The 25,639-nt window shown below is 62.4% G+C and carries 20 protein-coding genes; 3 read left to right on the top strand and 17 right to left on the bottom strand.

Annotation, left to right across the window (positions count from 1 at the left end; translation table 11 throughout):
• Window positions 1–8 precede the first annotated feature (8 nt).
• Together FA04_RS06200 and FA04_RS06195 are read right to left on the bottom strand one after the other, a co-directional pair.
• Window positions 9–3,236 carry a c-type cytochrome gene (locus tag FA04_RS06200; RefSeq protein ID WP_156552951.1) on the bottom strand — a complete coding sequence of 1,076 codons (3,228 nt, stop codon included), beginning with the start codon at window positions 3,234–3,236 and terminating at the stop codon, window positions 9–11.
• 47 nt (window positions 3,237–3,283) lie between these two features.
• Entirely contained in the window at window positions 3,284–4,543 is a 1,260-nt protein-coding gene (locus FA04_RS06195; protein WP_034795708.1) for a ferredoxin reductase family protein, read from the bottom strand.
• A gap of 370 nt (window positions 4,544–4,913) precedes the next feature.
• Here FA04_RS06195 and FA04_RS06190 point away from each other — a divergent pair, with 370 nt between their 5' ends.
• On the top strand, window positions 4,914–5,531 hold the full coding sequence (locus FA04_RS06190) for a GntR family transcriptional regulator (protein WP_034795711.1): 618 nt from the start codon (window positions 4,914–4,916) through the stop codon (window positions 5,529–5,531).
• A 69-nt stretch (window positions 5,532–5,600) separates the two neighbouring features.
• On the opposite strand, the gene FA04_RS06185 is transcribed toward FA04_RS06190, so the two are convergent.
• The 6 genes from FA04_RS06185 to cysG form a co-directional block, all read right to left on the bottom strand.
• A complete protein-coding gene (locus tag FA04_RS06185) occupies window positions 5,601–7,121 on the bottom strand; it encodes an acetyl-CoA hydrolase/transferase family protein (protein WP_034795713.1) in 1,521 nt (506 codons plus the stop codon).
• A 258-nt stretch (window positions 7,122–7,379) separates the two neighbouring features.
• The gene (locus FA04_RS06180) at window positions 7,380–8,192 is read right to left on the bottom strand and encodes a ferredoxin--NADP reductase (protein ID WP_034795721.1); all 813 of its coding nucleotides are present in this window, start codon (window positions 8,190–8,192) and stop codon (window positions 7,380–7,382) included.
• A 147-nt stretch (window positions 8,193–8,339) separates the two neighbouring features.
• Complete coding sequence (locus FA04_RS06175; protein ID WP_034795725.1) at window positions 8,340–8,840, bottom strand: DUF934 domain-containing protein; 501 nt, start codon at window positions 8,838–8,840, stop codon at window positions 8,340–8,342.
• A 17-nt stretch (window positions 8,841–8,857) separates the two neighbouring features.
• Complete coding sequence (locus tag FA04_RS06170) at window positions 8,858–10,528, bottom strand: nitrite/sulfite reductase (protein ID WP_034795728.1); 1,671 nt, start codon at window positions 10,526–10,528, stop codon at window positions 8,858–8,860.
• Window positions 10,529–10,542: 14 nt separating this feature from the next.
• Window positions 10,543–10,857, bottom strand: a complete 315-nt coding sequence (locus FA04_RS06165) for a DUF2849 domain-containing protein (RefSeq protein ID WP_034795732.1) — start codon at window positions 10,855–10,857, stop codon at window positions 10,543–10,545.
• A 10-nt stretch (window positions 10,858–10,867) separates the two neighbouring features.
• Window positions 10,868–12,328 carry a siroheme synthase CysG gene (cysG, locus tag FA04_RS06160; protein ID WP_034795735.1) on the bottom strand — a complete coding sequence of 487 codons (1,461 nt, stop codon included), beginning with the start codon at window positions 12,326–12,328 and terminating at the stop codon, window positions 10,868–10,870.
• Between the two features lie 230 nt (window positions 12,329–12,558).
• Between cysG and FA04_RS06155 the strand changes: the two genes are divergently transcribed.
• Both FA04_RS06155 and mazG read left to right on the top strand, forming a co-directional pair.
• Window positions 12,559–13,146, top strand: a complete 588-nt coding sequence (locus tag FA04_RS06155) for a deaminase (protein ID WP_034795738.1) — start codon at window positions 12,559–12,561, stop codon at window positions 13,144–13,146.
• 5 nt (window positions 13,147–13,151) lie between these two features.
• On the top strand, window positions 13,152–13,985 hold the full coding sequence (mazG, locus tag FA04_RS06150; RefSeq protein ID WP_034795753.1) for a nucleoside triphosphate pyrophosphohydrolase: 834 nt from the start codon (window positions 13,152–13,154) through the stop codon (window positions 13,983–13,985).
• Between the two features lie 89 nt (window positions 13,986–14,074).
• Here the strand turns inward: mazG and hflX are convergent, their stop codons facing one another.
• The 9 genes from hflX to dusB all read right to left on the bottom strand — a co-directional run bounded on the left by hflX (window position 14,075) and on the right by dusB (window position 25,618).
• The gene (hflX, locus tag FA04_RS06145) at window positions 14,075–15,400 is read right to left on the bottom strand and encodes a GTPase HflX (protein WP_034796024.1); all 1,326 of its coding nucleotides are present in this window, start codon (window positions 15,398–15,400) and stop codon (window positions 14,075–14,077) included.
• A 78-nt stretch (window positions 15,401–15,478) separates the two neighbouring features.
• Window positions 15,479–15,721 (bottom strand): RNA chaperone Hfq, encoded by a 243-nt coding sequence (gene hfq, locus FA04_RS06140; RefSeq protein WP_003535434.1) that lies wholly within the window; start codon window positions 15,719–15,721, stop codon window positions 15,479–15,481.
• Window positions 15,722–15,830: 109 nt separating this feature from the next.
• Complete coding sequence (locus FA04_RS06135) at window positions 15,831–16,694, bottom strand: D-amino-acid transaminase (protein WP_034795762.1); 864 nt, start codon at window positions 16,692–16,694, stop codon at window positions 15,831–15,833.
• A 10-nt stretch (window positions 16,695–16,704) separates the two neighbouring features.
• Entirely contained in the window at window positions 16,705–18,081 is a 1,377-nt protein-coding gene (gene trkA / locus FA04_RS06130; RefSeq protein WP_034795767.1) for a Trk system potassium transporter TrkA, read from the bottom strand.
• Window positions 18,082–18,129: 48 nt separating this feature from the next.
• Window positions 18,130–19,494, bottom strand: a complete 1,365-nt coding sequence (ntrX, locus tag FA04_RS06125) for a two-component system response regulator NtrX (RefSeq protein ID WP_034795770.1) — start codon at window positions 19,492–19,494, stop codon at window positions 18,130–18,132.
• Window positions 19,484–21,754 (bottom strand): sensor histidine kinase NtrY-like, encoded by a 2,271-nt coding sequence (locus FA04_RS06120; RefSeq protein WP_034795774.1) that lies wholly within the window; start codon window positions 21,752–21,754, stop codon window positions 19,484–19,486. The genes ntrX and FA04_RS06120 overlap by 11 nt, the downstream gene beginning before the upstream one ends.
• 221 nt (window positions 21,755–21,975) lie before the next feature.
• Window positions 21,976–23,430, bottom strand: coding sequence for a nitrogen regulation protein NR(I) (ntrC, locus tag FA04_RS06115; RefSeq protein ID WP_034795776.1), 1,455 nt, complete (start codon window positions 23,428–23,430; stop codon window positions 21,976–21,978).
• Window positions 23,427–24,578, bottom strand: coding sequence for a two-component system sensor histidine kinase NtrB (locus tag FA04_RS06110; protein ID WP_034795779.1), 1,152 nt, complete (start codon window positions 24,576–24,578; stop codon window positions 23,427–23,429). The genes ntrC and FA04_RS06110 overlap by 4 nt, the downstream gene beginning before the upstream one ends.
• Window positions 24,575–25,618, bottom strand: a complete 1,044-nt coding sequence (dusB, locus tag FA04_RS06105) for a tRNA dihydrouridine synthase DusB (RefSeq protein ID WP_034795782.1) — start codon at window positions 25,616–25,618, stop codon at window positions 24,575–24,577. The genes FA04_RS06110 and dusB overlap by 4 nt, the downstream gene beginning before the upstream one ends.
• Window positions 25,619–25,639 lie beyond the last annotated feature (21 nt).

The following is a 25,639-nucleotide window of genomic DNA, read 5'->3' as shown; positions in this document are numbered from 1 at the left end:
CTCGACCATCAATCCTTGATCTCGAACGTCACCATCTGAACACTGCTGGCACCCGCGTCACCCTGCGCCCGCTTGGCCAGGTTGATCGCGAGTCCCCGTGTCGGCGGCAACCGCGACGTCGCGACATATTGGCGTGCCTTCTCCACCGTCAGCTTCTGGTCACCGAGCCCGCCGGCACGGCAGAAGGCCAGCATCGTTTCGGCGGGCGCAGGTGTGTCGAAGGTGAGCGTGCCCGTGCCCGGCTGCGGGATCAGGCGTCTCTCGCCCGGCTTAAGCGTGGTGTTGCCGATCATCACGTCCGGGATGACCTCGACGTTGCCGTTCTCCTCGACATAGAGGATTTGCAGCTCGCAGGCCTGGTTGGCGCTGAGTTCGAAGGAAAGCTCGTCGCCAACCTTCGCCGTCGTCGACTTCACGTTCAGGGCCAGCTCGAGCTTGTGGCCAGTCCCCGCATCCTCCTTGCGATAGTCCGGCACGGCGGCCGCGACCGACTGCGGCCTGTCGTCCACCATCGGCTCGGAACCGGCAATGACGATCGCCGTCGTGTCGAGCGGACGGCGCTGGGTTAGCGGCGCCATCAGCAATGCATATTGTTGCTCGACCTCGTTGCGCGGAATGGTTCCGCCCGCTTCCAGCGTCGTCACCCAGTCGAGCCCGAGGCGCAGGACATCGGTGTTTGTCACCCGCTTGATCGTTTCTGAGAATTGCCTGGGCGTCATGTCAAACTCGGCCGCCAGGGCATCGAAGTCGAGCTCGTCTTCGTACTTGTCGGCAAAGTAGGTGATGAGCTCCGCCTCGCCCGGCGCATGCTTGCTCTGGAGGCCCCCATCGGGCGTCGGCTCCGTGATGCCCAGCACCTTCAACGCGTTGACGAAGCGCTCGCGGTCCTTGCGATAGGTTTCGTCCAGTTCCTCCTGCTTCACATACATGGCAAGCAGCACGTCCTGTTGGTCCTTGCTGAACAGCGTCGACGTCTCGATCTGCTCGCGCAGCTGATCGCGTTTCGAAAGGATGCCATCGGCGTGGCAATCGACACAGGACCGCGCGTTGATGATCTCGACGCCCTTGCCGATCGGGCGCTTGCGGAAGGACACGATGGTGGTCGGCCCGACATCAAGCTGCTTTCCTGCTGACGTCGAGAGGTAGTAGCCCTGCAGGCCGTTCGGCAACGAGAAGATCATTTCGCCGCCGTCGTGCTCGAAGGGCACGAGGCCCGCGTCGAGCGGTGCCAATTCCCGAGGCCCGTGCGGGAAGCGCTTCAGCACCTGCTTGCCGATGTCGCCGCCGAAATCATAGGACTTCCAGTAGTAGCCGCCGAACGGCATGTCGTGCCGTTCGAGCATGCGGTTGTGGTCGGAAACCCCGGACGAGCCGTCGGCGAAACCGGCCCGCAACACATCGCGCCTGCGAATGTTGCCGGCCACGTCGATCTTGAAGCGCTTTTCGAGTTCGGCGATCTCGGTCGGCAACTTCATCAGCCGGTTGTAGATCTCCGGGCGCGCGCCGTTGCTCATGAACCAGTCGACCCGCATGATCGGCAGTTGCGTCGCCGTTTCCTTCGAAAGGGCCGAAAGCGACGCATCGCTCTCGGGATCAATCCCATAGAAATAGCGTTTGATCAGGAAGTCATAGTCCGCCGCGTCCCATTGCAGTTCGCGCAGATCAACGCGCACCAGCAAGCCATTGGTGCCGTCGACCTCTGTCGGAAGCACCAGCTTTGGCCCGTAGGACAGCGAATTCAGCAACTTCTTAAAGCCGCCGGCAAGCACGTCCATGCGCTTCATGAAGGTCTGGTCGTCCTCGCAGCCCATCATGCCGTTGTACTGGTCGCGATAGGAAAAGTAGCGCATGTAGGGGCGGTCGAGGGCACTGACCGTCTCGATGTCCTTCAGCGCCGCATCGACGAACTGGCCATAACCCAACATCGGGCGGGCGCGCGCCGGTTTTGCGGCCACCGTCTGCGGCAGGCTCTTTTCGTTCAGTGCGTTGATCCAGTCCTCCAGCACCTTGATCTCTTCGGCAGAGGGGCGCTTGCCAAGCGGCATGCGGCCGCTGACCACAGTCGCGTAGAGCCGTGACTTCGAGGCATCTCCGGGGGTCACGAAGTTTGCGTCGGCGGCAATCGAGGCGAGTTCGCCCGCCGGGTAGCTCCCCTGCGAACTTTCGCCCGGCCCGTGACAGTTGCGGCAGTATCTGCCGATGAAGGCATCGGCCTGCTGCGCCAGCGCCGCATTGCCGCCGCCCAGCGCTTCGGTCGCCGTATTCTCCTTGCAGACGGCCGTGACCGACTGCGCCACCGGCGCGGGGGCCTTCACTTCACGATCGGCAAGGAAGGCATAGATCGCGCGGCGATCGTCGTCAGAAAGAACGCTCAGCCCCTTGGCTATACGCCGCATCACCGGATCGCTGATCGGCGCGCCCGAGAGCTTCTTGCCTTCCTCGATCAGGCCCCTGGTGAAAACGTCGGGCGAGGCAAGACCGGCCATCTTCGTCTTGCTGATGTCGGGCGCGACCGCGCCGCTCAAATCCTTTTCGCCCTCATAGGCGCGCTCCAGGTCGAGCCCATAGGTCGTGGTGCGCGGTGTGTGGCAATCGCCGCAGCCGCCGACATTCTCGACCAGATAGCGGCCGCGCTCGGCTTGCGTCTCCTCGCGCGGCTGGTAGGCCGGCACCGTGAAGTGGCTGCGCTTCCAGAGCGTGATCGTCGTCTGACGACTGAACGGAAAAGCAATCTCATCCTCTTTCGACACTGCATCCGCCTGGGGTAACGTCTCGATATAGGCTTTGATGTCGAGCGCATCCTCCGGCTTCATGCCGCCATAGGAGGTGTAGGGCATAACCGGATAGAGGTTGTTGCCCTCGCGATCGAGACCGACCAGAACCGCATTCAGAAACTGCGCATTGGTCCAGCCGCCGATGCCATTGGCGTGCGGCGAAATGTTCGGCGCATAGAAGGTGCCGATCGCCGTCTTCATCTCCATGCCGCCGGAGAGCAGTTCGGTGTTGTCGCCGGAGCCGTGGCAGGCGCCGCAGCCTGCGGCGTTGAACATGTATTTGCCGTTGTCGACGTTGGCCTTGTAGGTGGAGAAGGCATCCTCAGCGAAGGCATCGCGCGCCGAGGCACCAGCGGGACAGAGCGAGACTGCGACCAGCGCCGCAAATGAAACGGCCCAATATCCGCGGCCAAGACCGGACAATGACGAGGCGCCTTCTCGCTTTCTCTGCAGACCGCGCATGAAACCCACTCCCTAAAACAATAGAATCGCTACTGAAATCCGCTGCACTATCGAAACTGAAATCGCTCGAATTCAACCCGCTTCGGCCGCTTGCCGAGATCTTTCAGACCTTTGACGATCGCCTCCCTGAGAGGTGGCGGGCCGCAAAACCACAGATCGGCTTCCGCCGGATCGATCGCGCTACCGTTCGCGAGCTTGGCCGCATCCAGGCGCCCGTCCACGGAGGAATCGTGCAGGACAAAAGTGAAGTTGCCGAGCTTTCCGGCCTGCCCCTCGAAGGTCTCCAGCCCGATCGCCTCGCGCCGGTCGCGCACGCAATAGACCATGTGGATGTCCTGCCCCTCGTCGCCATTGAGATGCCGCGCCATCGCCAGGAACGGTGTAACGCCGATGCCGCCGGCGAGCCAGATCTGCTTCTTGCCGCCACGGCGGTGGTTGAAGCGGCCATAGCCACCCTCGAGCTTCAACCGGTCGCCGACAGCGATTCCGTCGCGCAGGGCCTGGGTGTAGTCGCCAAGCGGCTTGATCGCGAAGCGCACGACCCCGTCGGGCTCGATACCAGCGATCGTAAACGGATGCGGCTCGCGCAGCCCAGGCTTCAGCACCCGCAGAAAACCGAATTGCCCGGGCTTGGCGCGCAAGGCACGGCGCAGCGGCCGCGCCGCAATCACCGTCGCCCCGTCCTCCCGGGCGACATCGAAGACTTCGTAGCCGCGGGTTCGGAGCCAGGGCAGCAGCTGGGTATAGGTGTAGCTCAGGATGCCAAGTGCTGCGAAGGCGTTGAGGTAGACCGCCAGAAGCGCGGTACCGTCATAGGGGCGCTTGATGAACATCTGGTGGAAGGCGACCATCACGAAGAGCAGGCCGATGAAGCGGTGCGTGTAGCGCCACAGATGGTAGGGGATCTCGATCTTCGTCCGCGGTATGATCTTGACGATACTGAGAACGAGCAGCACGACGAAACCGTAAAAGGCATATTTGCCGGCGGATGCAGCAAGCTGGTTCAGACCGCTCGTCAGCGCCAGGCCCTTGAAGTCTGGTTTCAGGAAATAGTGCACGAGGATGAGGCACAGCACCGAGATGCCTATCCTGCGATGAAAATGATAGACACGGTCGAGCCCCCCGAAGAGAGCCTCGACGAACGGCGGGCGCGCGGCCATGAACTGCGCGACGGCCATGCCGACAAAGGCCGCCGACGACGCCATCAGCGAAAATGTCGTCAATGCATTGGTGTGACTGACTGCGGGTACGGCCAGCAGCGCCGCAAATGCCATCAAGGACCAGACCAGAAACGCGCCCACTTGCATCTTGCGCCCCTCAACGCCGATGGCTGACGGTTGTTGCCTTGCCTTGTGCCTGTTGCCTTCGATCCCTAGCGACCAAGGAAACATGCAACCAGCTTCTTGCCGCAACGACCCACGCGCCTCTTTCACGCCGGGCCTTTGTTGGGAGAGTGGCAAGCACCTCTCGGTTCGTCAACACGATTCCTATTGGAAACGTCCTATGAGGTTCGTTTATTCATGCCTTTGAAATTCGTATTTTTTAAGCATTCGCTTATTTTATTGATCACATAGGCAAACCACCCCCTTTGACCTGCACAAAGCCAGGCAACCGGCGCGCTTGCCTGGTTGTATGAAATCGTGCAAGCTACTGATATATCAGAACCAAAGGAACGGCATGTCACCGCAATCTCAGGCTCACCTCGCCTATCTCGCGCTCGAACGCCTGATCGTCACTCTGAAGCTCGAGCCCGGCGCCCTGGTCACCGAGAGGCAGTTGATCGAACTTGCCGGGCTTGGGCGAACACCGGTTCGCGAGGCGATCCAGAAGCTGGCCTGGCAGGGTCTCATGGATATCCGTCCCCGTGTCGGCTTGCAAATCACCACGATCCGGCCGGACGACCAGGTGCATGTCATGCAGACGCGCCAGAAACTGGAGCCGCTTGCCGCCGCCCTCGTCGCAACGCACGCAAGCGCCGAGGAGCGAAGCGCGATGAAAGCTTGCGGTGCGGAGATGGCCACCTGTCTTGATGCGGGCGAAATGGAGGGCTTTCTCGTCGCCGACAAGGTGTTCGACGAACTGATGGAAGAAGCCTGCCCCAACCGGTTCCTGACCGCAGCACTTGCCCCGCTGCAGACACATGCGCGCCGCATCTGGTTTGCTTCGTCCTCGCCTGAAAAGATGGCCGGATCGGTCCGCCGCCATGTCACGGTGATCGATGCGATCGAGCGGGCCGACGCTGAAGGCGCGTCGGCCGCGATGGCGGACCTGATGAGCTATCTATCAGACGCCTGAAGAAACCTTGCCTGCACGAGAAGAAACAACGGCAAGCGATTGCTTTCACGGTTGTTTCTTCAACACACTTCAGGCCGTCGGCATCATGCTGCCGGTCTTCAGCCGGCGCACATGCCAGTCGAAAGCCTCTTCCAGAATATGCGGGGTCTGTCCGCCACGGGTGGCGACCGCACGATTGAAGTAATCCGACAAAAGCTCCCGATAGGCCGGGTGGCAGCAGTTTTCGATGATGACGGGTGCGCGCTCCCGCGGCGCCAGGCCGCGCAGATCTGCAAGACCATGCTCGGTCACCAGAATATCGACGTCGTGCTCCGTGTGGTCGACATGGGACACCATCGGCACGACAGACGATATCGCCCCGCCCTTGGCAACCGACTTGGCGACGAAGATCGACAGGAAGGCGTTGCGGGCGAAATCGCCGGAGCCGCCGATACCGTTCATCATGTCGGTACCGCCGACATGGGTCGAGTTGACGTTGCCGTAGATATCGAATTCGAGCGCCGTGTTGATGCCGATGACACCGAGGCGCCGAATGATCTCCGGATGATTGCTCACCTCCTGCGGCCGCAGCACCAGCTTGTCCTTGTAGGCGCGGATGTTGCGGAACACGCGATCAGCCCAGGCGCTGGAAAGCGTCATCGACGAGGCCGAGGCGAAGCTCAGCTTGCCGGCCTCGAAAAGCTCGAACGTGCTGTCTTGCAGCACCTCGCTATACATACGCAGATCATGGAACGGACTGTCGACCAGGCCGCTCAGCACCGAATTGGCGATGACGCCGATGCCCGCCTGCAGCGGGTTGAGCGTCATGTCGAGGCGGCCCTTGCGCACCTCCTCCTGCAAGAAGGCGATCAGATGGCCGGCGATCGCCGTCGTCTCCGCATCCGGCGGAGAGATCCGTGCGGCGCTGTCCTCTTTCTCGGTGACGACGATTGCGACGATCTTTTCCGGATCGACAGGAATGTAGGGCGAGCCCGCACGGCTATCGCAGGCAACGACCGGGATCGGCGTGCGGCTCGGTCGCTTCGCCGGAATGAAGATATCGTGCAGGCCTTCGAGTTCGGGACTGTGGCTGAGATTGAGCTCGACGATCACCTTCTTCGCCAGGATCGCGAAGCTTGCCGAATTGCCGACCGATGTCGACGGAACGATGCCGCCGTCTTCGGTGATCGCCACCGCCTCGACCACTGCATAGTCGATCGGGCTGATCTGGCCGGACCGCAACTGCTCGACGGTTTCCGAGAGATGCTGATCGATGAACATCACCTCGCCGCGGTTGATCGCCGCTCGCAGAACCGGGTCCGACTGGAACGGCAGGCGCCGGGCAAGAACACCCGCCTCTGTCAGCGTCTTGTCGATGTCATGACCGAGCGAGGCGCCCGTCATCAGCGTGATGCGAAACTTCTCCCGTGCGGCCCGTTCGGCCATGGCAAGCGGCACGGCCTTCGCGTCACCGGCCTTGGTGAAGCCGCTCATGCCGATGGTCATGCCGTCCTTGATCAGCGCGGCCGCCTCTTCCGGCGTAGCGATGCGATCACGCAGCGATTTGCAGCGGATCCTGGCTTCCAGGTCGGTTGGCGGAACATGACTCATCGGGCACTCCCAGAAATGGCCCACGAGGCTCATATCAGGACGGCGCGGGCTTGGTTCGTCGTGCGCTTATTTTCGCATGTCTGCGTGCGCACGCTATGAAGATTTGCAGGAGCACGATAGCCGCTCGGACCGCAGGGCGGTACGCAGAATGGGCAAGGCGGAACTACCGCCGACGCATAGCTCGATGGCATTTCGCCTTAAACGACGCGGGGCGCACCCTTGGCGCGCCCCTCTAACGATAAACTGCACAAAAAAGGGTCAGCCGACGAAGGCGCGTTCGATCACGAATTCGGCCGGCTTGTTGTTGGCACCTTCGGTGAGACCAGCGGCCTCGAGGATTTCCTTGGTGTCCTTCAGCATCGCGGTCGAGCCGCAGATCATGCCGCGATCGACAGCCGGATCGAGCGGCGGCAGACCGAGATCGGAGAAGAACTTGCCGTTTACCATCAGGTCGGTAATGCGGCCCTTGAACGGGAAGTCTTCGCGGGTCACCGTCGCGTAGTGGCGCAGCTTGTCGCCGACAATCTCGTTCAGGAACTCATGGTTCCGGATTTCCTCGACCAGATCGAAGCCGTATTTCAGTTCGGCAACATCGCGGCAGGTATGGGTGAGGATCACTTCCTCGAATTTTTCATAGGTCTCGGGATCGCGGATCAGGCTTGCAAAGGGCGCAATGCCGGTGCCGGTCGAGAACATGTAGAGACGGCGCCCGGGAACGAGCGCGTCGAGCACCAGCGTACCGGTCGGCTTCTTGCGCATCAGCACCTTGTCGCCCGGCTTGATCCCCTGCAGGTGCGAGGTCAGCGGGCCATCCGGCACCTTGATCGAGAAGAACTCGAGTTCTTCGTCCCAGGCGGGGCTAGCGATCGAATAGGCGCGATAGACCGGCTTGTCGCCGACCATTAGGCCGATCATCGCGAATTCGCCCGAGCGGAAGCGGAATTCGGCAGGGCGGGTCATGCGGAAGCGGAAGAGCCGATCCGTATAGTGTTCAACGCTGGTCACCGTCTCGACGTAGACGCCTGCCGGTGCCTGGATCGCGAAATCTTCCGTTTTTGCCGGAGCATTCATCTTAGCTACAAGTCCTGTAAATGATGACCCTGTCTATCAACAATAAGCCGATATTCCAAGCTGCGCCTTGTTGAAAGGAAATCTCTTCCAAATATAGTCGCTTTTGGGGATTTCGGCGTGCTTCACACTGTCGCGGCCAACCCTACCCTATGACACCCGGCGCCAGCTATAGGATTTAGCATCGGTCGAGGGCTTGGCGGTCGGCTGGTAGTGCACAGCAATGCCCGGCAGGCGTCCTTCGGACAAACGCTTCAGCGCCGTCGCATTGCTGACAGCGAAGCTTTCGACGCCACAGCGCAGCATCAGCGGGATCTGGTCGATCAGCACGTCGCCGACCGCCCTCACCTCGCCGGTAAAGCCAAGGCGCGCGCGCAGCAGCGACGCATGGCTGAAGGCGCGGCCGTCATTGAACGCCGGGAACGCGACGGCGACCAGCGCAAGGCGATCAAGGTGCGGTGCGAGCTTCGTCACGTCGTCTGCCGGCGCGATGACCACGCCAAGACCGGTTTCGTCGCTGTCTGCAACCTTGGCCAGGAATGCGTCGAGACCGACGATCGCCTTCTCGTTCGAGCCTGCCTTGGTTTCCTCCGTCTCGATGACCCAGGGATCATCGCCCACGAAACCGGTTTCCTTCCAGATTTTCGTCATTTCCGTTCCTCAGCGCCTCAGGCAGCTTCCTGCGCGCTGCCGTAGAGCGCATCCTTGAAGGGTTGTGGGCCGACGCGGCGATAGGCTTCGAGGAAGGTCTCTTGACCGTCGCGGCGCAGTCCCAAGTAGGTGTCGACGATGGTCTCGACGGCGTCGGTCACCTTCTCCGGTTCGAAGCCGCGGCCGATGATCTCGCCAATCGAGGTGTTTTCGTCGCCGGAGCCACCAAGCGTAATCTGATAGAGTTCCGCACCCTTCTTTTCAACGCCAAGCAGCCCGATATGGCCGACATGGTGATGACCGCAGGCATTGATGCAGCCGGAGATCTTGATCTTCAACTCACCGATCTCGGCCTGACGCTCGGGCGAACCGAAGCGGGTCGAAATTTCCTGCGCCACGGGGATGGAGCGCGCATTGGCAAGCGCGCAGTAGTCCAGCCCAGGACAGGCGATGATATCCGTGATCAGGCCGGCATTGGCAGTGGCAAGACCTGAGGCGACCAGCGCGCGGTAGACCGGCTCGAGATCGGCCAGCGCCACATGCGGCAGGATCAGGTTCTGTTCGTGGCTGACTCGGATTTCGTCGAAGGCGTATTCCTCGGCGATATCGGCAACGGCATCCATCTGCGCGTCGCTGGCGTCGCCCGGAATGCCGCCGATCGGCTTCAGCGAGATCGTCACCATGCCGTAGTCCGGGTGCTTGTGCGGCTGCACATTCTGCTGCACCCAACGGGCAAACTCGGGATCGGTCTTCTTCCAGCGCGCGAGGCTCTCCCAGCCTTCAGCACGGTTTTCGAGGGCCGGTGGTGCGAAATAGGTGGAGATCGCCTGGATGTCGGTCTCCGGCAGCTTCAGCTCGGTGTCCTTGAGGGCCGCGAACTCGACTTCGACCTGACGCGACAATTCTTCGGCGCCGGTCTCGTGTACGAGGATCTTGATGCGGGCCTTGTACTTGTTGTCGCGGCGGCCGTGCAGGTTGTACACGCGCATGATCGCCGTCGTGTAGGACAACAGGTCCTCCTCCGGCAGGAAGTCGCGGATCTTCTTGGCGATCATCGGCGTGCGGCCCTGACCACCGCCGACATAGACGGCAAAGCCGATGCGGCCGTTTTCGTCCTTCTTCAGGTGCAGACCGATATCATGGACCTGGATTGCGGCGCGGTCGCGCTCAGCGCCAGTGACGGCGATCTTGAACTTGCGCGGCAGGAACGAGAATTCCGGATGTACGCTCGACCACTGTCTCAAGATCTCGGCGTAAGGCCTTGGGTCTGCGACCTCATCGGCGGCCGCGCCGGCAAAGTGATCGGCGGTCACATTGCGAATGCAGTTGCCCGAGGTCTGGAGCGCATGCATCTCGACGCTTGCGAGCTCTTGCAAGATATCCGGCGTGTCGGACAGACGCGGCCAGTTGTACTGGATGTTCTGGCGCGTGGTGAAGTGGCCGTAGCCGCGGTCATATTTGCGCGCGATATGGGCGAGCATGCGCATCTGGCGGCTCGACAGCGTGCCATAGGGAATGGCGACGCGCAGCATATAGGCGTGAAGCTGCAGGTAGACGCCGTTCATCAGGCGCAGCGGCTTGAAGGCGTCTTCGGCAAGCTCGCCACTCAGTCGCCGCTCGACCTGATCGCGGAACTGTTCGACGCGGGAGGAAACGAAGGCGTGGTCGAATTCATCGTAACGGTACATCGGGTATCGGTTCCTCAGGCAGCGTGTTTCGGGCCGGAAAGGCCATTGTAGCCGGCAGCGTAGGGGATCGAGGGGCCTTCAGCGCGGATGCGCTCGCGCATGCGCAGCGGGCGAAGTGTGCCGTTGATCTCTTCGACGTCGACGACGTTGGCATCGACGACCTTGTTGTCATCGAACGCCTGCTTACCGGTGGCTTCGAGCGCCGTCACGGCCTCGGCATGGCGAGCGATGAAGGCATCCTGAAGCTGCTCGACCCAGTTGCCCGCGGCATCCAGCCAGACGGAAATGCCGTCCGAAAGTCGATTTGCCGTCAAAACCTTACTCACCATGACCTCTTCCTCAGTTCAAAATCTGTTCGTCGCGCCCGAAAGCGGCTTCAATGTTTTTCTTCTCGCCACGTGCCTTGCCTGCGACAAGCGGTTCGGACCGCTCGAAATTGGCGCCGGCGACGGCATCGCCGATGATGACCATGACCGGACCTGCAAGCTCGCTGCGGTTTTCGAGATCCGGAAGGTCCTTCAGCGTGCCGTGCAGCAGGCGGCGATCGGCGCGGCTGGCATTCTCGATGACGGCAACCGTCGTTTCCGGCGGAAGACCTGCCTGCATCAGACGACCGGCGACCGACGCCGCAACAGTGCGCCCCATGTAGACGGCGATCGTTGCGCCCGAGACGGCAAGCCGCGCCCAATCGGGCAGGACTTCGCCGGTCAGATCGTGGCCGGTCGTGAAGACCAGCGAGGAGGCAACACCGCGAAGCGTCAGCGGCAGTTCAAAATCGGCCGCCGCGGCGAAGGCCGAAGTGATACCCGGGACGATCTCATAGCTGATACCGGCTTCGCGCATCGCCGCCATCTCTTCGCCGGCGCGGCCATAAACCAAAGGATCTCCGGACTTCAGACGGACGACGCGCTTGCCTTCGGCAGCCAGCGTCACCAGCAGCTGGTTGATCTCGTCTTGGGACTTGGTGTGGCAGCCCTTGCGCTTGCCGACCGACAGGCGCTCGGCGTCACGACGACCCATATCAACGATCGTCTGCGGCACCAGCGCATCATAAACGATCGCATCGGCTTCCATCATCACGCGCTGGGCGCGGAGCGTCAGCAGGTCTTCAGCGCCTGGACCGGCACCGACGAGCCAGACATGGCCCCTCGCCTTCTCGGGCGCATCGAGCAGACGCGAAGCCTCACGGCGGGCAGCAGCCAGATCGCCGCCGGCGACCTTGTCTGCCACCGGCCCCTGGAAAAACCGGCGCCAGAACATGCGGCGGGCAACGCCGCGCGGCACCAGGCGATCGACGGCCTCGCGATAGCTCGCGGCAAGCGAAGCAACGACGCCGAGCGAGGGGGACAGCAGCTGATCTATCTGCGCACGGATCATCTGCGCCAGAACGGGTCCTGCCCCTTCGGTCCCGATGGCGACTGCAACGGGGGCACGGTTCACGAGCGCCGGCGTGAAGAAGTCGCAGAAGTCGGGCTGGTCGACGGCATTTGCCGGGATCTTGCGTTCACGCGCTGCAAGGACGATGCGCTGATCCTCGACGGCATTGCCGGTGGCGGCAAAAACGAGAATAGCGCCGTCGAGCTGCTCGGGTGCGAAGGCGGCCGCGACATGTTCGATCCCACGGTCACGAAGGTATTGTGCGAACTCCGCTTCCGGCGCGTCGGCGAAGACGACGATCGACGCTTCGGTGTTCAGCAGCAGCCGCACCTTGGCAAAGGCTTCGTCGCCATTGCCGAAAACCGCCACGCGCTTTTGCGCGACGCGAAAGAATGCGGGGAAAACGGCGAGCTGCTGCGACATGGTCTGGCGGTCGTTCCTTCTACAGGCTGCGGCGAATATCCCTTATGGCGCACGACAATTGAAGGAACAGAAATTTCAATGCCTTTCCAGGCACGTATTGTTTTGCTCGGCGGTGCACCATTTTGAGCAAATATCTCCGAGCCTGTTCAATCGCCGACCTTGGCGCGGCCATTGCGCCGCATGGGTAACCTCCGTTAAATGCCGTCAACGACCTGCCGGAGGCCCAAGACATGACAAAACCCGAACTCGCCGAACGGCTTTTGACCGTCATCGAGCAGGATATCCTGCCGCTTACCGAAAAGGGTGTTGCCGCCGGCAACAAGGTCTTCGGCGCAGCGATCCTGCGCAAGTCCGATCTGTCGCTGGTGCTTGCCGAAACCAACAACGAGACGGAAAATCCGCTCTGGCACGGCGAAGTGCACACGCTGAAGCGTTTCTACGAGATGGCGGAGAAACCGGACACGCGCGACCTCATCTTCCTCTCGACGCACGAGCCCTGCTCCATGTGCCTTTCTGCCATCACCTGGGCCGGCTTCGACAATTTCTACTATTTCTTCAGCCACGAGGATTCGCGCGACGCGTTCGCGATCCCGCACGACCTCAAAATTCTGAAGGAGGTCTTCCGGCTGGAACCGGGTGGCTACGCGCAAGACAACGCCTTCTGGCACTCGGCCTCGATTGCTGCACTCTCGAAAGACGCCGATGCCGAAACCCGCGATCGGCTTTCCGCCCAGGATGCCCGCATCCGCGCCCGCTACCAGAGCCTTTCCGACAGCTACCAGTCGGGTAAGGACGACAACGCCATTCCGCTGAACTGAGATCCATGGAACCTTCACGCGACATAACGCGCCTGCTCGACATCATGGCGGCGCTCCGCCAGCCCGAGACCGGCTGCCCCTGGGACATCGTCCAGACCTTCGAGACCATCAAGCCCTATACGATCGAAGAGGCCTATGAGGTTGCCGACGCCATTGAGCGCGGTGACATGCACGACCTCTGCGACGAGCTCGGCGACCTGCTGCTGCAGGTGGTCTTCCACGCCCGTATGGCCGAAGAGGCCGGCGACTTCGCTTTCGGCGACGTCGTTGAGGCGGTGACCCGCAAGATGATCCGCCGGCACCCGCATGTCTTTGCCCGCTCCGACGCCGATACGCCCGAGGCGGTGAAGCTGCAATGGGATGAGATCAAGCAGGCCGAAAAGGCCGAGCGGCAAGAAAAGCGCGCCAAGCGCGGCCTCGCGCCTGATGCAGCCGCAAACCATTTGGGCTCGGTGCAGCGCTCATTTCCGGCGCTCGTAGAAGCCCTGAAGCTGCAGGAGCGCGCCGCAAAAGTCGGCTTCGACTGGTCGGAGCCGGAACCGATCCTCGACAAGATCGAGGAGGAAATCGGCGAGTTGCGCCAGGCTCTGCGAGAAAAGGACCGCGCCAAAGTCAGCGACGAACTGGGCGACCTGATCTTTGCCGTGGTGAACATCGGGCGCCATGTCGGCACCGATCCGGAGATGGCGCTTCGCGGCACCAACACCAAATTCCGCCGCCGCTTCGCCCATATCGAGCGGGAACTCGGCGCGGCCGGCGAGACGCTGGATGAGGCAACGCTGGAGCGGATGGAAGAGCTCTGGCAGGCAGCCAAGGCGATCGAGCGACAGCTGGGCTAGAACGAGCGGGACGCGTGCCCGCCATACGTCCCCTTTCCCAAAGCTGAGGCCGACAGCCCGCTAGCCGCCGACCCCTGGAAAGCTACGGCTTACCAGTCTTCCTCGACGGGCTTCGGCCCGTTTCCAAGGCGACGCTCCAGCTCGGAGGCCTCGTTCTCGGTCAACCTGAGATCAAGGCTCACACGCCCGTCTTCCAGGTCTTCGCGACCGTCGACGATCGCGTGCTGGTAGACCCAGGGCAGAAGCTGCAGCTGATCGATGCCGAGAACGACAGTGCATTCCGTCAGGACGCCGGAAAGACGACGGCCGATTTCGCCGAGCAGTTCGTCGACGCCGTCACCGGTGATCGCGGAAACGGCAACCGTGTTGTTGGACGTCGCCGCTTTGCCGCGCAATGCCTCGCGTGATTCGTCATCCAACCGGTCGATCTTGTTCCAGACCTCGATCAGGCGCTCGGAGGCTTCCTTCTCGTCGATGCCGAGATCGGACAGGATTCTGAGAACGTCGCTTGCTTGTGCCTGGTTGTCCGGGTCCGAGAGGTCGCGGACATGCAGGATCAGATCCGCCTCCAGCACCTCTTCCAGCGTCGCGCGAAACGCGGCTACGAGATGGGTCGGCAGGTCGGAAATGAAGCCGACAGTGTCGGAGAGGATGACCATCCGGCCATGCGGCAGCTTCAGCCGCCGAAGCGTCGGGTCGAGCGTCGCAAACAGCATATCCTCGGCCAGAACGCCTGCCCCGGTCATGCGGTTGAACAGCGTCGACTTGCCGGCATTGGTGTAGCCGACGAGGGCGACGATCGGGTGCGGTACCTTCTTGCGCTTAGAGCGATGCAACTGCCGTGTGCGGCGCACCTGCTCCAACTCGCGCTCGAGCTTGACGATGCGATCCTGCAGCAAGCGCCGGTCCGCTTCGATCTGGGTTTCACCCGGACCGCCCATGAAGCCGCCACCGCCGCGCTGGCGCTCAAGGTGGGTCCAGCTTCGGACCAGGCGGCCCTTCTGATAGTTGAGATGCGCGAGATCGACCTGCAGCGTGCCTTCCTTGGTGGAGGCGCGGCGGCCGAAGATTTCGAGAATGAGGCCCGTACGGTCAATGACCTTGGCGTTCCATTCCTTCTCGAGATTGCGCTGTTGCACCGGCGTCAGCGGATGGTCGACGATGACAAGACCGGCATCGAGCTCGACGAGGATGTGGCCAATCTCTTCGATCTTGCCGGTACCAAGCAAGGTGCCCGGCTTCGGCTGCGCCACCGGAACGATGGCGCCATGCACGACCTCAAGATCGATCGCCATGGCGAGACCGGTCGCCTCTTCGAGGCGACTTTCGTCCGAGCGCGTCGTGGTGGTCGAGAGCATATCTGCGGACTGCCGTCCGGTCTTTTTCAAGACTGGAACGATGACGACCGCGCGCATGTCGTCGCGGAGCTTCTCGAGCTCCGGAATGATCGACGACAATTTTGAATCACGTTTGGTAATGTGCCTAACGTCCCGTCAGGATGCGGCTTCTTCGTTCTCGAACATCTGCAGCGGCTGGCCGGGCATGATGGTCGAGATCGCGTGCTTGTAGACCAGTTGCGAGTGGCCGTCGCGACGCAGCAGGACGCAGAAGTTGTCGAACGAGGTCACAACGCCGGTAAGCTTGACGCCGTTGATGAGAAAAATTGTCAAGGAAATCTTTTGCTTGCGGACCGTATTGAGAAAGAGATCCTGCAAGTTTTGAGAACGTTCCGCCATCGCGCCGCTTCTTTCTTATTTGCCGGCGTTTTGCGCCGGTGCATTTTTGTCAAATTCAGCAATCAGAGGCGCCACAAGTACCTTCCCCGACACCTCTTCAGAGTTGGTATCAAATCAATGTCTTTTCCGCAACGCCGAAAAAGGCTTCGCGAATATTCTGTGCTATGCTTCCTGGATGGCCGTTGCCGATCGGCTTGCCGTCGATCGAAACGACCGGAAAACAGATGCTGGTGGCGGCCGTAATAAAGACTTCGCGCGCCGCGAGCATCTCATCGACCGAGAACGCCCTCTCCTCGATTTTAAGCCCAAGCGGCACCGCCACATCCATCAAGGTGGTGCGGGTGATTCCCTTGAGGATGCCGTGTTCTGCCGGTCGTGTGCGCAGGTTTCCGTCGCGGTCGACAATCCAGACATTGGTCGCTGCGCCTTCCTTCACCGTGCCGTCAGCATCGACGAAGATCGCCTCCTGTGCGCCTTCCTCCTTGGCTTTCTGGCGCGCCAGCACGTTGGGCAGAAGCCCGACCGACTTGATATCGACACGATCCCAACGGTTTTCCGGCACCGTGATCGCCGCAATGCCATGGGTCGCCTTCCTGGCAATGGCTGCAGCGTCGGTGCGCTTCGCCGTCACCACGATCGACGGGCGTGTTTCCGCTACGGGAAAGACGTGATCGCGGCGCGCCACGCCGCGCGTGACCTGCATGTAGAACAGGCCGTTTCTCACCCGGTTGCGCCGGATGACTTCGCGGATCACGTGGACGAGCGCGGCCCTTGTCATCGGCCAGTCGATGCGCAGTCCGCTGAGCGAGCGGCCGAGGCGATCGAGATGACGGGTGAGATCGACGATATAGCCGTGACGGACCTCGCAGACCTCGTAGACCCCGTCGGCGAACTGATAACCGCGGTCCTCGATATGGACGCCGGCGTCCGCGTGCGGCACGTAGGCGCCGTTGACATAGGCAATTCGGGACATCGTCTCGACCTTAGAAATACTGGATGCTGACGCGGAACAGTTGCTCGACATGGCGCACCGCATCGGCGGTGGCGAAGAGCACGACGCGGTCCTTCGCCTTGATCCGGGTGGCGCCATCGGGGCGGATGAACGTCTTGTCGCGATAGAGCGCGCCGATGCGGATTCCGTCGGGAAGTTCGAGGTCGCGCAGGGCCTTGCCGACGAGCGGGGACGTTTCCAGAGCCTCGGCCTCGATCACCTCGGCCATGCCCTTTTGCACCGCATAGACCGAGCGGATGCGGCCCTTGCGGACATGCTGCAGCACGCGCGAAATGGTCACCGCGCGCGGGTTCACATAGGCGTCGACGCCGGCAGTCGCGGCAAAATCCTGGTAGGACGGTTCGTTGATGAGGACGAGTGTGGACTTTGCACCCAGGTGTTTCGCCATCATGCTGCCGAGGATGTTGATCTGGTCGTTGTTCGTGAGCGCCACGACGAGATCGGCGTCCTGGACATCGGCCTGCGCGAGGATCCGCTGGTCCATGGCCGACCCGTTGAGGACAACCGTGCTGCTCAGCTTGTCGGCCATCATCACCGCGCGGTCGCGATCGCTCTCGATCAGCTTCACCCGCGTGCGCGGCTGGTGTTCCTCGATCGTCTTGGCGACGAAATAGCCGACATTGCCGCCGCCGAAAATGATGATGCGCCGCGCCTCCTGCTCTTCGTGGCCGAAGAGCGTCAGCGTGCGCCGCGCATGATCCCGATCGCAAACGACATAGGCGATATCGCCCGCCTGCAACTGGTCGTCGGAATGGGGCACGATCACCTTGCCGTTGCGGAAAATGCCGGTGACGGTCGCAAGCAGGTCAGGAAACAGTTCGCTCAACTGTTGCAGCGGCGTGCCGACGACGGGACAGTCTTCCAGGCACTCGAAGGCGACCATGGCGATGCGGTCATCGGCGAAACGCACAACGTCGATCGCGCCGGGAAAGGAAATGCGCCGCAGCACGAGCCGCCCGACCTCAACTTCGGGCGAGATGGTGACGTCGATCGGCACGTTCTCGCGCGAAAACAGGTTCGCATACTCAGGCGCGAGATAGCTCTGCGCCCGAATGCGCGCAACCTTCGTCGGCACGTTGAAGATCGCGTGCGCCACTTCACAGGCGACGATGTTGACTTCGTCGGACAGCGTGACCGCAATCAGCATGTCGGCCTGGTCAGCACCCGCCTTGGCGAGCACATCCGGATGCGCGCCATGGCCGACGTAACCGCGCACGTCGAGGCTCTCGGTGATGTTGGCGATCAGCGCCGCCGACGTATCGATCACCGAAACGTCGTTGTCTTCCTGCGCCAGTCGCTCGGCAATGCCGTAACCGACCTGCCCCGCGCCACAAATGACTACCTTCATGTCGTTCTTTCACATGCGAGCGCGGGCGGGTTGGCCGGAAATTCCGGTTCAGACGCCCAGCGACTTCAGCTTCCGATGCAGCGCCGACCGCTCCATACCGACAAACTCCGCCGTGCGCGAAATATTGCCGCCGAATCGGTTGATCTGCGCGATCAGATAATCACGTTCGAACATTTCGCGAGCCTCGCGCAACGGCAAGGTCATGATGTGCTGGTCGCCCTGGGCCGAAATCTTCGGCAGGGTGTCACCCACTTCGGTCGGCAGCATGTCGGCCGAGATCGGCGTATCCGGACCGTCGCTGCGGGCAAGGATCATCAGCCGCTCGATGTTGTTGCGAAGCTGGCGGATGTTGCCCGGCCAGTCATGCGCCTGCAGCACCGCCAGCGCGTCGTCGCCGATCTTGCGCGGACGGATGCCCGCCTGCTCGCTGACCTGGCGCATGAACATGTCGACGAGGAACGGAATGTCTTCGCGCCGCTCGGCGAGTGCCGGAACACGAACCGGAATGACCGCCAGCCGGTGGAACAGGTCTTCGCGGAACAGGCCCTCGGAGATCATGTTTTCGAGATTGTAGGCCGTCGACGAGATGATCCGGACGTCGACCTTCACGCGTTTGGTGCCGCCGACACGCTCGAACTGCTGGTCGACGAGCACGCGCAGGATCTTGTTCTGCGTCTCGCGCGGCATTTCGCCGATCTCGTCGAGATAAAGGATGCCGCCATGGGCTTCCTCGAGCGCGCCCGTGCGGCGCGGCTGGCCCGGCGTGCCCTCGGTCCCGAAGAGCGCGATTTCCATTCGGTCCGGCGTGATCGCCGCTGCGTTCAGCGCCACGAAGGGGCCCGTCGATCGCGTCGACTTGCGGTGGATCATACGCGCGACCAGTTCCTTACCGGAACCAGAGGGCCCCTGGATCATGATGCGGCTGTTGGTCGGCGCGACCTTTTCGACCGTCTGGCGAAGCTGCGAGACGGCAACGGACGTGCCGATCAGCTCGACCGGATCGCCGGACTTCTTCTTCAGCTCCGAGACTTCGCGCCTGAGCTTGGAATTTTCCAGCGCCCGTTCGGCGATCAGGATCAGACGGTCAGCCTTGAAGGGCTTCTCGATGAAATCATAGGCGCCGCGCTTGATGGCGTTGACCGCGGTCTCGATGTTGCCGTGACCGGAAATCATGACAACCGGAAGATCCGGGTGCCGCCCCTTGATCTCGTCGAGCAGCGCCAGGCCGTCGAGGCGGCTTCCCTGCATCCAGATGTCGAGGAAGACCAGCCGCGGCACGCGATCGCTGATCGCCGCCAGCGCGCTGTCGCTGTCGAAGGCGGTGCGCGTTTCGTGCCCCTCGTCGGACAGGATACCCGACACGATCTCGCGGATATCTTCCTCATCGTCCACAACCAGAATATCAGCGGCCATCGCTCGCACCCTTATCCTTCAAACTCTCTTCGCCCCCGGTTTCTCCGGCAGGCGGCAGGATCACGCGGATCATCGCCCCGACACCGCCGTCGTATTCGGCAGGCGCGTCGTGCAATTCCAATTGTCCGCCATGGTCCTCAATGATCTTCTTGACGATGGCGAGACCCAGGCCCGTGCCCTTCTCGCGCATCGTCATGTATGGCTCCAGAATACGGTGCCGGTTTTCCGTGGGCAGACCCTTGCCGTTGTCGATGATGTCGACGACAAACTGGCCGGTCGCCGCATCGGTTCGCGCACGCGCCACGACGACAGGCTGGCCGCGGACCGCATCTGCCGGCACCGCCTCGATGGATTCCACGGCATTCTTGACGATGTTGCCGAAGGCCTGACCGAGCATGCGCCCGTCGAACGAGCCCTCAAGCGGCTCCTCGCCGAGATCGCGCACGAAGTTGATGTGGTTGTTGCCCATTTCGCGCAGGAACACTGCATCCTTCAGGATCGCGCGAAGATCCGCCCGTTCCTTTGTCGGCTTCGGCATGCGCGCGAAGGCCGAGAACTCGTCCACCATGCGTCCGATGTCTTCCACCTGGCGCACAATGGTGTCCGTGCACTGGTCGAAAACGGCTTTGTCGTCCTGATTGATCTGTTTGCCGTAGCGCCGCTTCAGGCGCTCGGCGGAAAGCTGGATCGGCGTCAGCGGGTTCTTGATCTCGTGGGCGATGCGGCGCGCCACGTCCGCCCAGGCGGTCGAGCGCTGGGCGATGACGAGATCGGTGATGTCGTCGATGGTGATGACGTAGGATTCGTTCGCCTCGCCGCCCTCTTCGCGCGTCACCTGAACGTTCAGCGTGCGCTCGGTTCCGCCGCGCATAACGTTGATCTGCTTGCGGTAATCGTTGCGATGGCGCCCTTCGGCCTCGACCAGGACCTCCTCGATCTCGGGCGCGATCTGCCTGAGATCGGCACCGAGAAGATCCGGCGCGGCCTTCTTCAGGAAATCTTCGGACGACGGATTGGCAATGGTGATCTGGCGGTCACGACCGACACCGATGACAGCCGCGGTCACGCCCGACAGAACCGCCTCGATGAAGCGGCGGCGGTGGTCGACTTCGTCCTTGGCCTCCAGGATCTGCTCCTGCTGGCTGCGGATCTCAGAAACCATCTTGTTGAAGGTTCGTGACAGATTACCGACGTCGCCATCGACGGCGCGCACCGGCACGACGACATCGAGATTACCGGAAGCGACGCTGTCGGCGGCACCGATCAGCTGGCGGATGGGCCGGACAATCCGGTCAGCGACGGCGATCGCGGTCCAGATCGCGGCCAGCAGTACGATGAGGGCAAAGCCGAGATAGAGGACGCCGAAGGCGATCTGGGTGAAGGTTCGCCCGGCCTCGAGCATCTTGTACTCGGCGGTGTTCTCCTCCATCAGCCGGAGCGAGCGCATCACCTCCGGATCGACGTTGCGAACCGTGTAGAGGAAGGTGCCCGGGATGTCGTCAAGCGGGATGACTGCGCCGACAAGGTTGGTGATCCCTGGCGGGATCAGGGTCGGCTGGCCGGAGACGGAACTCTTCAACGCATCCGGCGGGATCGCCGGCAGCGGCCGATCGGTCGAGATGTTGGCCTGCACGATGGGGCTGCCGTCGGCACGCACAAGAAAGGCGCCAAGCATGCCGCGTCCGCGCGCCTGGCGGGTCATCAGCTCGGCAAAGCCCGTACGGTCGAGGCTGTAGAGCTGACGGTTGCGCTCGAGGTCGTTCGCCATCGAGACGGTCTGGCCCTGGAGATAGCTGGCATTCTCGAGCACGTAGGCCTGCGCCACGTTGATCGAGGAGCGGACGATCGCCTGGGTTCGGAGCGAGAACCAGCGGTCAAGGCCGACATCGAGCGTGATGCTGGCAAAGATCGCGACGAGAACCGCCGGCGTGATCGCCACGATTGAAAACAGCGCGACGATGCGCACGTGCAGTCGGGCTGCGGCACGGCCTTTGTGGCGGGCGCGCAGCAGACGCAGGATTTCACGGGCGATCAGATAGATGAGGCCGACGACGAAGAGGCTGTTGATCGCCGCACAGGCGATGACGATATTTCGTTCGAGCTTGATTGGCGTCAGGCCGAGAAGCACGAGCAGGGAGACGGTCGCACAGATCAGCGCGCCGGTTGCCAACATCAGGCCCGGCAGGGCAAAGGAGCCACGGCGATCCTGCGCCGCCAGTCCCTCATCTGTGCCCAGCGGCAAGGCCATTGCGTCCACCATGAAAAGCGTTCCCCCAACCGTCGCCGGCCGGCGACGGCATCTCTTGCTTGCATTCTCGGGTCAAAGGTTGACCTCACCACCCAGATGGGCTGCCGCGCGGCCCCCCCGTCAATCGATTGGGTCAAATCGATTGAACAGGACGGCAACGACGCGCGATTCGGCGGCCGTTATCCGTTCAAGCAACGCATTGTGGCGAAAATGCAACGGTGGGTGCGGCCAAGTCAAGCGCTGCGTGAGCTGCGATAGACCGAAACACCGAGCTCACGGATCTTCTTGCGCAGCGTGTTGCGGTTGAGTCCGAGCAGATCGGCCGCCTTGATCTGGTTGCCGCGGGTGGCGGTGAGCGCTGCGAGGATCAGCGGATACTCCATTTCCGCAAGTACCCGGTCGTAAAGGCCGGCCGGAGGCAAGGCCTCGCCAAAGCTTGCGAAATACTGGCGCATATTTTCTTCGACCGCCTGCGAAATCGTCAGCGAGCCCGGACGCGCCGCCGCCTTCTCGATTGGGCTATCCGGGATCTCGGAGCGAAGCTCGTTTTCGATGATCTCGCGGCTGATGACATCCTGTGGATAAAGTGCCGTCAGGCGCCGCACCAGGTTCTCCAGCTCGCGAACGTTGCCTGGCCAGGGGTGCGCCTTCATCAGCTCCAGCGCCTCATGGTCGAAGCGCTTGACGTCCAAGCCTTCCTTTTCCGCTTGCTGGACGAAGTGGCGCACGAGGTCCGGAATGTCCTCGGCACGGTCGCGCAGCGGCGGCAACCGCAGCGGCACGACGTTCAGACGATAGTAGAGGTCTTCGCGGAACAGGCCCTGATTGATCGACTGCTTCAGGTCCTTGTTGGTTGCCGCGACAATACGCACGTCGGAGCGGATCGGCGTGCGTCCGCCGACGGTCGTATATTCCCCCTGCTGCAAGACCCGTAGAAGACGCGTCTGCGCGTCCATCGGCATGTCGCCGATTTCGTCGAGGAAGAGCGTTCCGCCTTCGGCCTGCTCGAAACGCCCGGTCGAGCGCATCTGCGCGCCGGTAAACGCGCCCTTCTCGTGGCCGAACAGTTCCGATTCGATCAGGTCGCGCGGGATCGCCGCCATGTTGATCGCGACAAACGGACCGTTGCGGCGCTTGCCATAGTCGTGCAGCGCGCGGGCAACAAGCTCCTTTCCGGTGCCGGACTCGCCGGTGATCATCAGGGTCAGGTCGGTCTGCATCAGGCGCGCCAGCACCCGGTAGATTTCCTGCATCGCAGCCGAGCGGCCGACCAGCGGCATGCCGTCCTGGGTGTCGTCGTCGAGCTTTGCCGGCCGGCGCTTCGGCTCCGACAGCGCCCGGCCGATGATGCCGATCAACTCGGTCAGGTCGAAAGGCTTCGGCAGATAGTCGTAGGCGCCCTTCTCCGAGGCCTTGATCGCCGTCATGAATGTGTTCTGGGCGCTCATGACCAGCACCGGCAGGTCGGGGCGCGCCTTCTTGATGCGCGGGAGAAGATCGAAGGCGTTTTCGTCCGGCATCACCACGTCGGTCACGACCAGATCGCCATCGCCCGCCGCAATCCAGCGCCACAGCGTCGCCGCGTTGGAGGTGATGCGGACATCGTAGCCGGCGCGGCTCAGCGCCTGGTTCAGCACGGTGCGAATGGCGGCGTCGTCATCCGCGACGAGGATCGTGGCACCGGTCATGCAAGGTTTCCTTTTGTCATCGGCATGTCGTCGTCATCCGCGGCCTGGCCCTTGGAGGCAGGCATCAGCACGCGGAAGGTGGTGCGGTTCTGCTGGCTGTCGCATTCGACGATCCCGCCATGGCCGCCGATGATCTTGGCAACCAGAGCGAGACCCAGGCCTGAACCATTGGTCTTGGTGGTGATGAAGGGGTCAAACAAGAGCGGCAGCAGGTCCTGAGGGACGCCTGGGCCATTGTCGTGCACGCAGAATTCCAGCGGCAGCGAGATCTTCTCGCGCGTCCCGGCAACCGACAGGCGAATGCCCGGCCGGTAGGCGGTCGTCAGCAGGATTTCGCCGTCGTGGCGTTCGCCGATCGCTTCGGCCGCATTCTTGATCAGGTTCAGGAACACCTGAACCAGCTGATCGCGGTTGGCATAGACGGGCGGCAGCGACGGATCGTAGTGCTCCGCGAACTTGATGTGGCGGGCGAAGCCGGCCTTGGCGATCGCCTTCACGTGGTCGAGCACCGAATGGATGTTCAGCGGCACGCGATCGACGGGGCGCTCGTCGGAAAACACCTCCATGCGATCGACCAGCGAAACGATGCGGTCGGTCTCGTCGCAGATCAGTCGCGTCAGCGCGCGGTCCTCGTCGTTGGCGGAGGTCTCCAGCAGTTGCGCAGCACCTCGGATGCCCGAGAGCGGGTTCTTGATTTCATGCGCCAGCATCGAGGCGAGACCGGTCACCGAACGGGCAGCACCGCGATGCGTCAGCTGCCGGTCGATCTTGTCGGCCATCGAACGCTCCTGGAAGACGACGACGACCGCACCCGGCTCGGACAGTACAGGGGCGACATAGAGATCGACCAGCTTGTCCGCCCCAAGGCGCGGCGAACTCAGGTCGACGCGATACTCGTTGACCGGCGCCTTGCGCTCGCGCACCTGCTCGATCAGCGTCAGCAGCGGACTACCAAAGGGAATGAAGGCGCTGATGTCATGGCGCGCCAGGTGGTTGGCGCTGGCGCCGAAAAACGATTCGGCCTCCCAGTTGGCAAAGGCGACGAGACCCTTGGCGTCCACCATGATCACCGGGTTCTGGATGGCGTTCAGAACCGCCATCGACAGACCGTTGGCGACGGCATCCGGCATGCTCGGTTTCTCGGTCATGCGGCAATTCCTTCTGCTACCGCCTCGCCTTCCGGCTTACTCGAGGTGGCGTCGAGCATCGCCGCACGGGCCCTGTCACGGACGAAACGGGCATCGGTCGATGTCAGGATTGCGGCCTTTTCCGGGCCCGCAAGGTCAGGGGCGGCGCGATCGAGATACCAGGCGACATGCTTGCGGGCATGCCGGAGGCCGACCTCAACGCCATAGAACTCGAGCATCATCTCGTAGTGCTCCGCAAAGATATCGGCGACCTCCGCCGCTGACGGATGCGTGACCGCCCCGGCGAGAAGCCCGACGTGCCACGGGCGCCCCTGCGAGGACCGGCCGGCCATGACGGCGTCCGCGCCCGATCGGCGGAGAATCTCTTCTGCATCGGCGACCGTCTCCACGTCACCATTGGCGACCAGCGGCACGGTGACGACCTCGCGGACCAATCGGATCGCATCCCAATCCGCCTTGCCGTTGTAGAACTGCATGCGCGTGCGGCCGTGCACGGTAATTGCCTTCACGCCCGCCTCTTCGGCGCGCTTGGCAATCAGCGGCGCATTGATCGAGTTTTCATCCCAGCCGAGCCGCATCTTCAGCGTAACGGGCACATCGACGGCGTTGACGGTCGCCTCGACCAACGACAACGCGTGATCGGGGTCGCGCATCAGGGCCGAACCGGAATAACCGCCCGTCACCTTCTTTGCCGGGCAGCCCATATTGATGTCGATGATGTCGGCGCCATTGTCGGCAGCGATCTTCGCGGCCTCCGCCATCCAGTGGGCCTCACGGCCCGCAAGCTGGACGATGTGCGGCTCGATCCCGGAGTTCTTCAGCCGCGCCCAGGATTCCTGGGCATTGCCGACCAGTTCACGGCTAGCCACCATTTCGGTCACGACGAAACCCGCACCGAAGCGCCAGGCAAGCCGCCGGAATGGGAGATCGGTGACGCCGGACATAGGCGCGAGCGCAACTCGGTTGCGGATTTCGATGGATCCGATGCGAAGCGGAGACGAAAGAGCCGGAATTGGCAAATGCATATCTTTCAGGCACATGTTGTTCCTGCACTATTTTTA

Source organism: Ensifer adhaerens (assembly GCF_000697965.2).
In the GTDB taxonomy this organism is placed as follows: Bacteria; Pseudomonadota; Alphaproteobacteria; order Rhizobiales; family Rhizobiaceae; genus Ensifer; species Ensifer adhaerens.
This window is presented reverse-complemented; position numbering and strand designations above follow the sequence as displayed.

Bases quoted from the DNA above. Each gene is read 5' to 3' on its own strand.
- mazG (WP_034795753.1), top strand. From the start codon at position 13,152: ATGGAACCTTCACGCGACATAACGCGCCTGCTCGACATCATGGCGGCG.
- FA04_RS06120 (WP_034795774.1), bottom strand. From the start codon at position 21,754: ATGGTGGACGCAATGGCCTTGCCGCTGGGCACAGATGAGGGACTGGCG.
- FA04_RS06135 (WP_034795762.1), bottom strand. From the start codon at position 16,694: ATGTCCCGAATTGCCTATGTCAACGGCGCCTACGTGCCGCACGCGGAC.
- cysG (WP_034795735.1), bottom strand. From the start codon at position 12,328: ATGTCGCAGCAGCTCGCCGTTTTCCCCGCATTCTTTCGCGTCGCGCAA.
- trkA (WP_034795767.1), bottom strand. From the start codon at position 18,081: ATGAAGGTAGTCATTTGTGGCGCGGGGCAGGTCGGTTACGGCATTGCC.
- hfq (WP_003535434.1), bottom strand. From the start codon at position 15,721: ATGGCGGAACGTTCTCAAAACTTGCAGGATCTCTTTCTCAATACGGTC.
- ntrX (WP_034795770.1), bottom strand. From the start codon at position 19,494: ATGGCCGCTGATATTCTGGTTGTGGACGATGAGGAAGATATCCGCGAG.
- FA04_RS06170 (WP_034795728.1), bottom strand. From the start codon at position 10,528: ATGTACCGTTACGATGAATTCGACCACGCCTTCGTTTCCTCCCGCGTC.
- FA04_RS06110 (WP_034795779.1), bottom strand. From the start codon at position 24,578: ATGACCGAGAAACCGAGCATGCCGGATGCCGTCGCCAACGGTCTGTCG.
- FA04_RS06195 (WP_034795708.1), bottom strand. From the start codon at position 4,543: ATGCAAGTGGGCGCGTTTCTGGTCTGGTCCTTGATGGCATTTGCGGCG.
- FA04_RS06165 (WP_034795732.1), bottom strand. From the start codon at position 10,857: ATGGTGAGTAAGGTTTTGACGGCAAATCGACTTTCGGACGGCATTTCC.
- FA04_RS06185 (WP_034795713.1), bottom strand. From the start codon at position 7,121: ATGAGTCATGTTCCGCCAACCGACCTGGAAGCCAGGATCCGCTGCAAA.
- FA04_RS06175 (WP_034795725.1), bottom strand. From the start codon at position 8,840: ATGACGAAAATCTGGAAGGAAACCGGTTTCGTGGGCGATGATCCCTGG.
- FA04_RS06180 (WP_034795721.1), bottom strand. From the start codon at position 8,192: ATGAATGCTCCGGCAAAAACGGAAGATTTCGCGATCCAGGCACCGGCA.
- ntrC (WP_034795776.1), bottom strand. From the start codon at position 23,430: ATGACCGGTGCCACGATCCTCGTCGCGGATGACGACGCCGCCATTCGC.
- FA04_RS06155 (WP_034795738.1), top strand. From the start codon at position 12,559: ATGACAAAACCCGAACTCGCCGAACGGCTTTTGACCGTCATCGAGCAG.
- hflX (WP_034796024.1), bottom strand. From the start codon at position 15,400: ATGCGCGCGGTCGTCATCGTTCCAGTCTTGAAAAAGACCGGACGGCAG.
- dusB (WP_034795782.1), bottom strand. From the start codon at position 25,618: ATGTGCCTGAAAGATATGCATTTGCCAATTCCGGCTCTTTCGTCTCCG.
- FA04_RS06190 (WP_034795711.1), top strand. From the start codon at position 4,914: ATGTCACCGCAATCTCAGGCTCACCTCGCCTATCTCGCGCTCGAACGC.
- FA04_RS06200 (WP_156552951.1), bottom strand. From the start codon at position 3,236: ATGCGCGGTCTGCAGAGAAAGCGAGAAGGCGCCTCGTCATTGTCCGGT.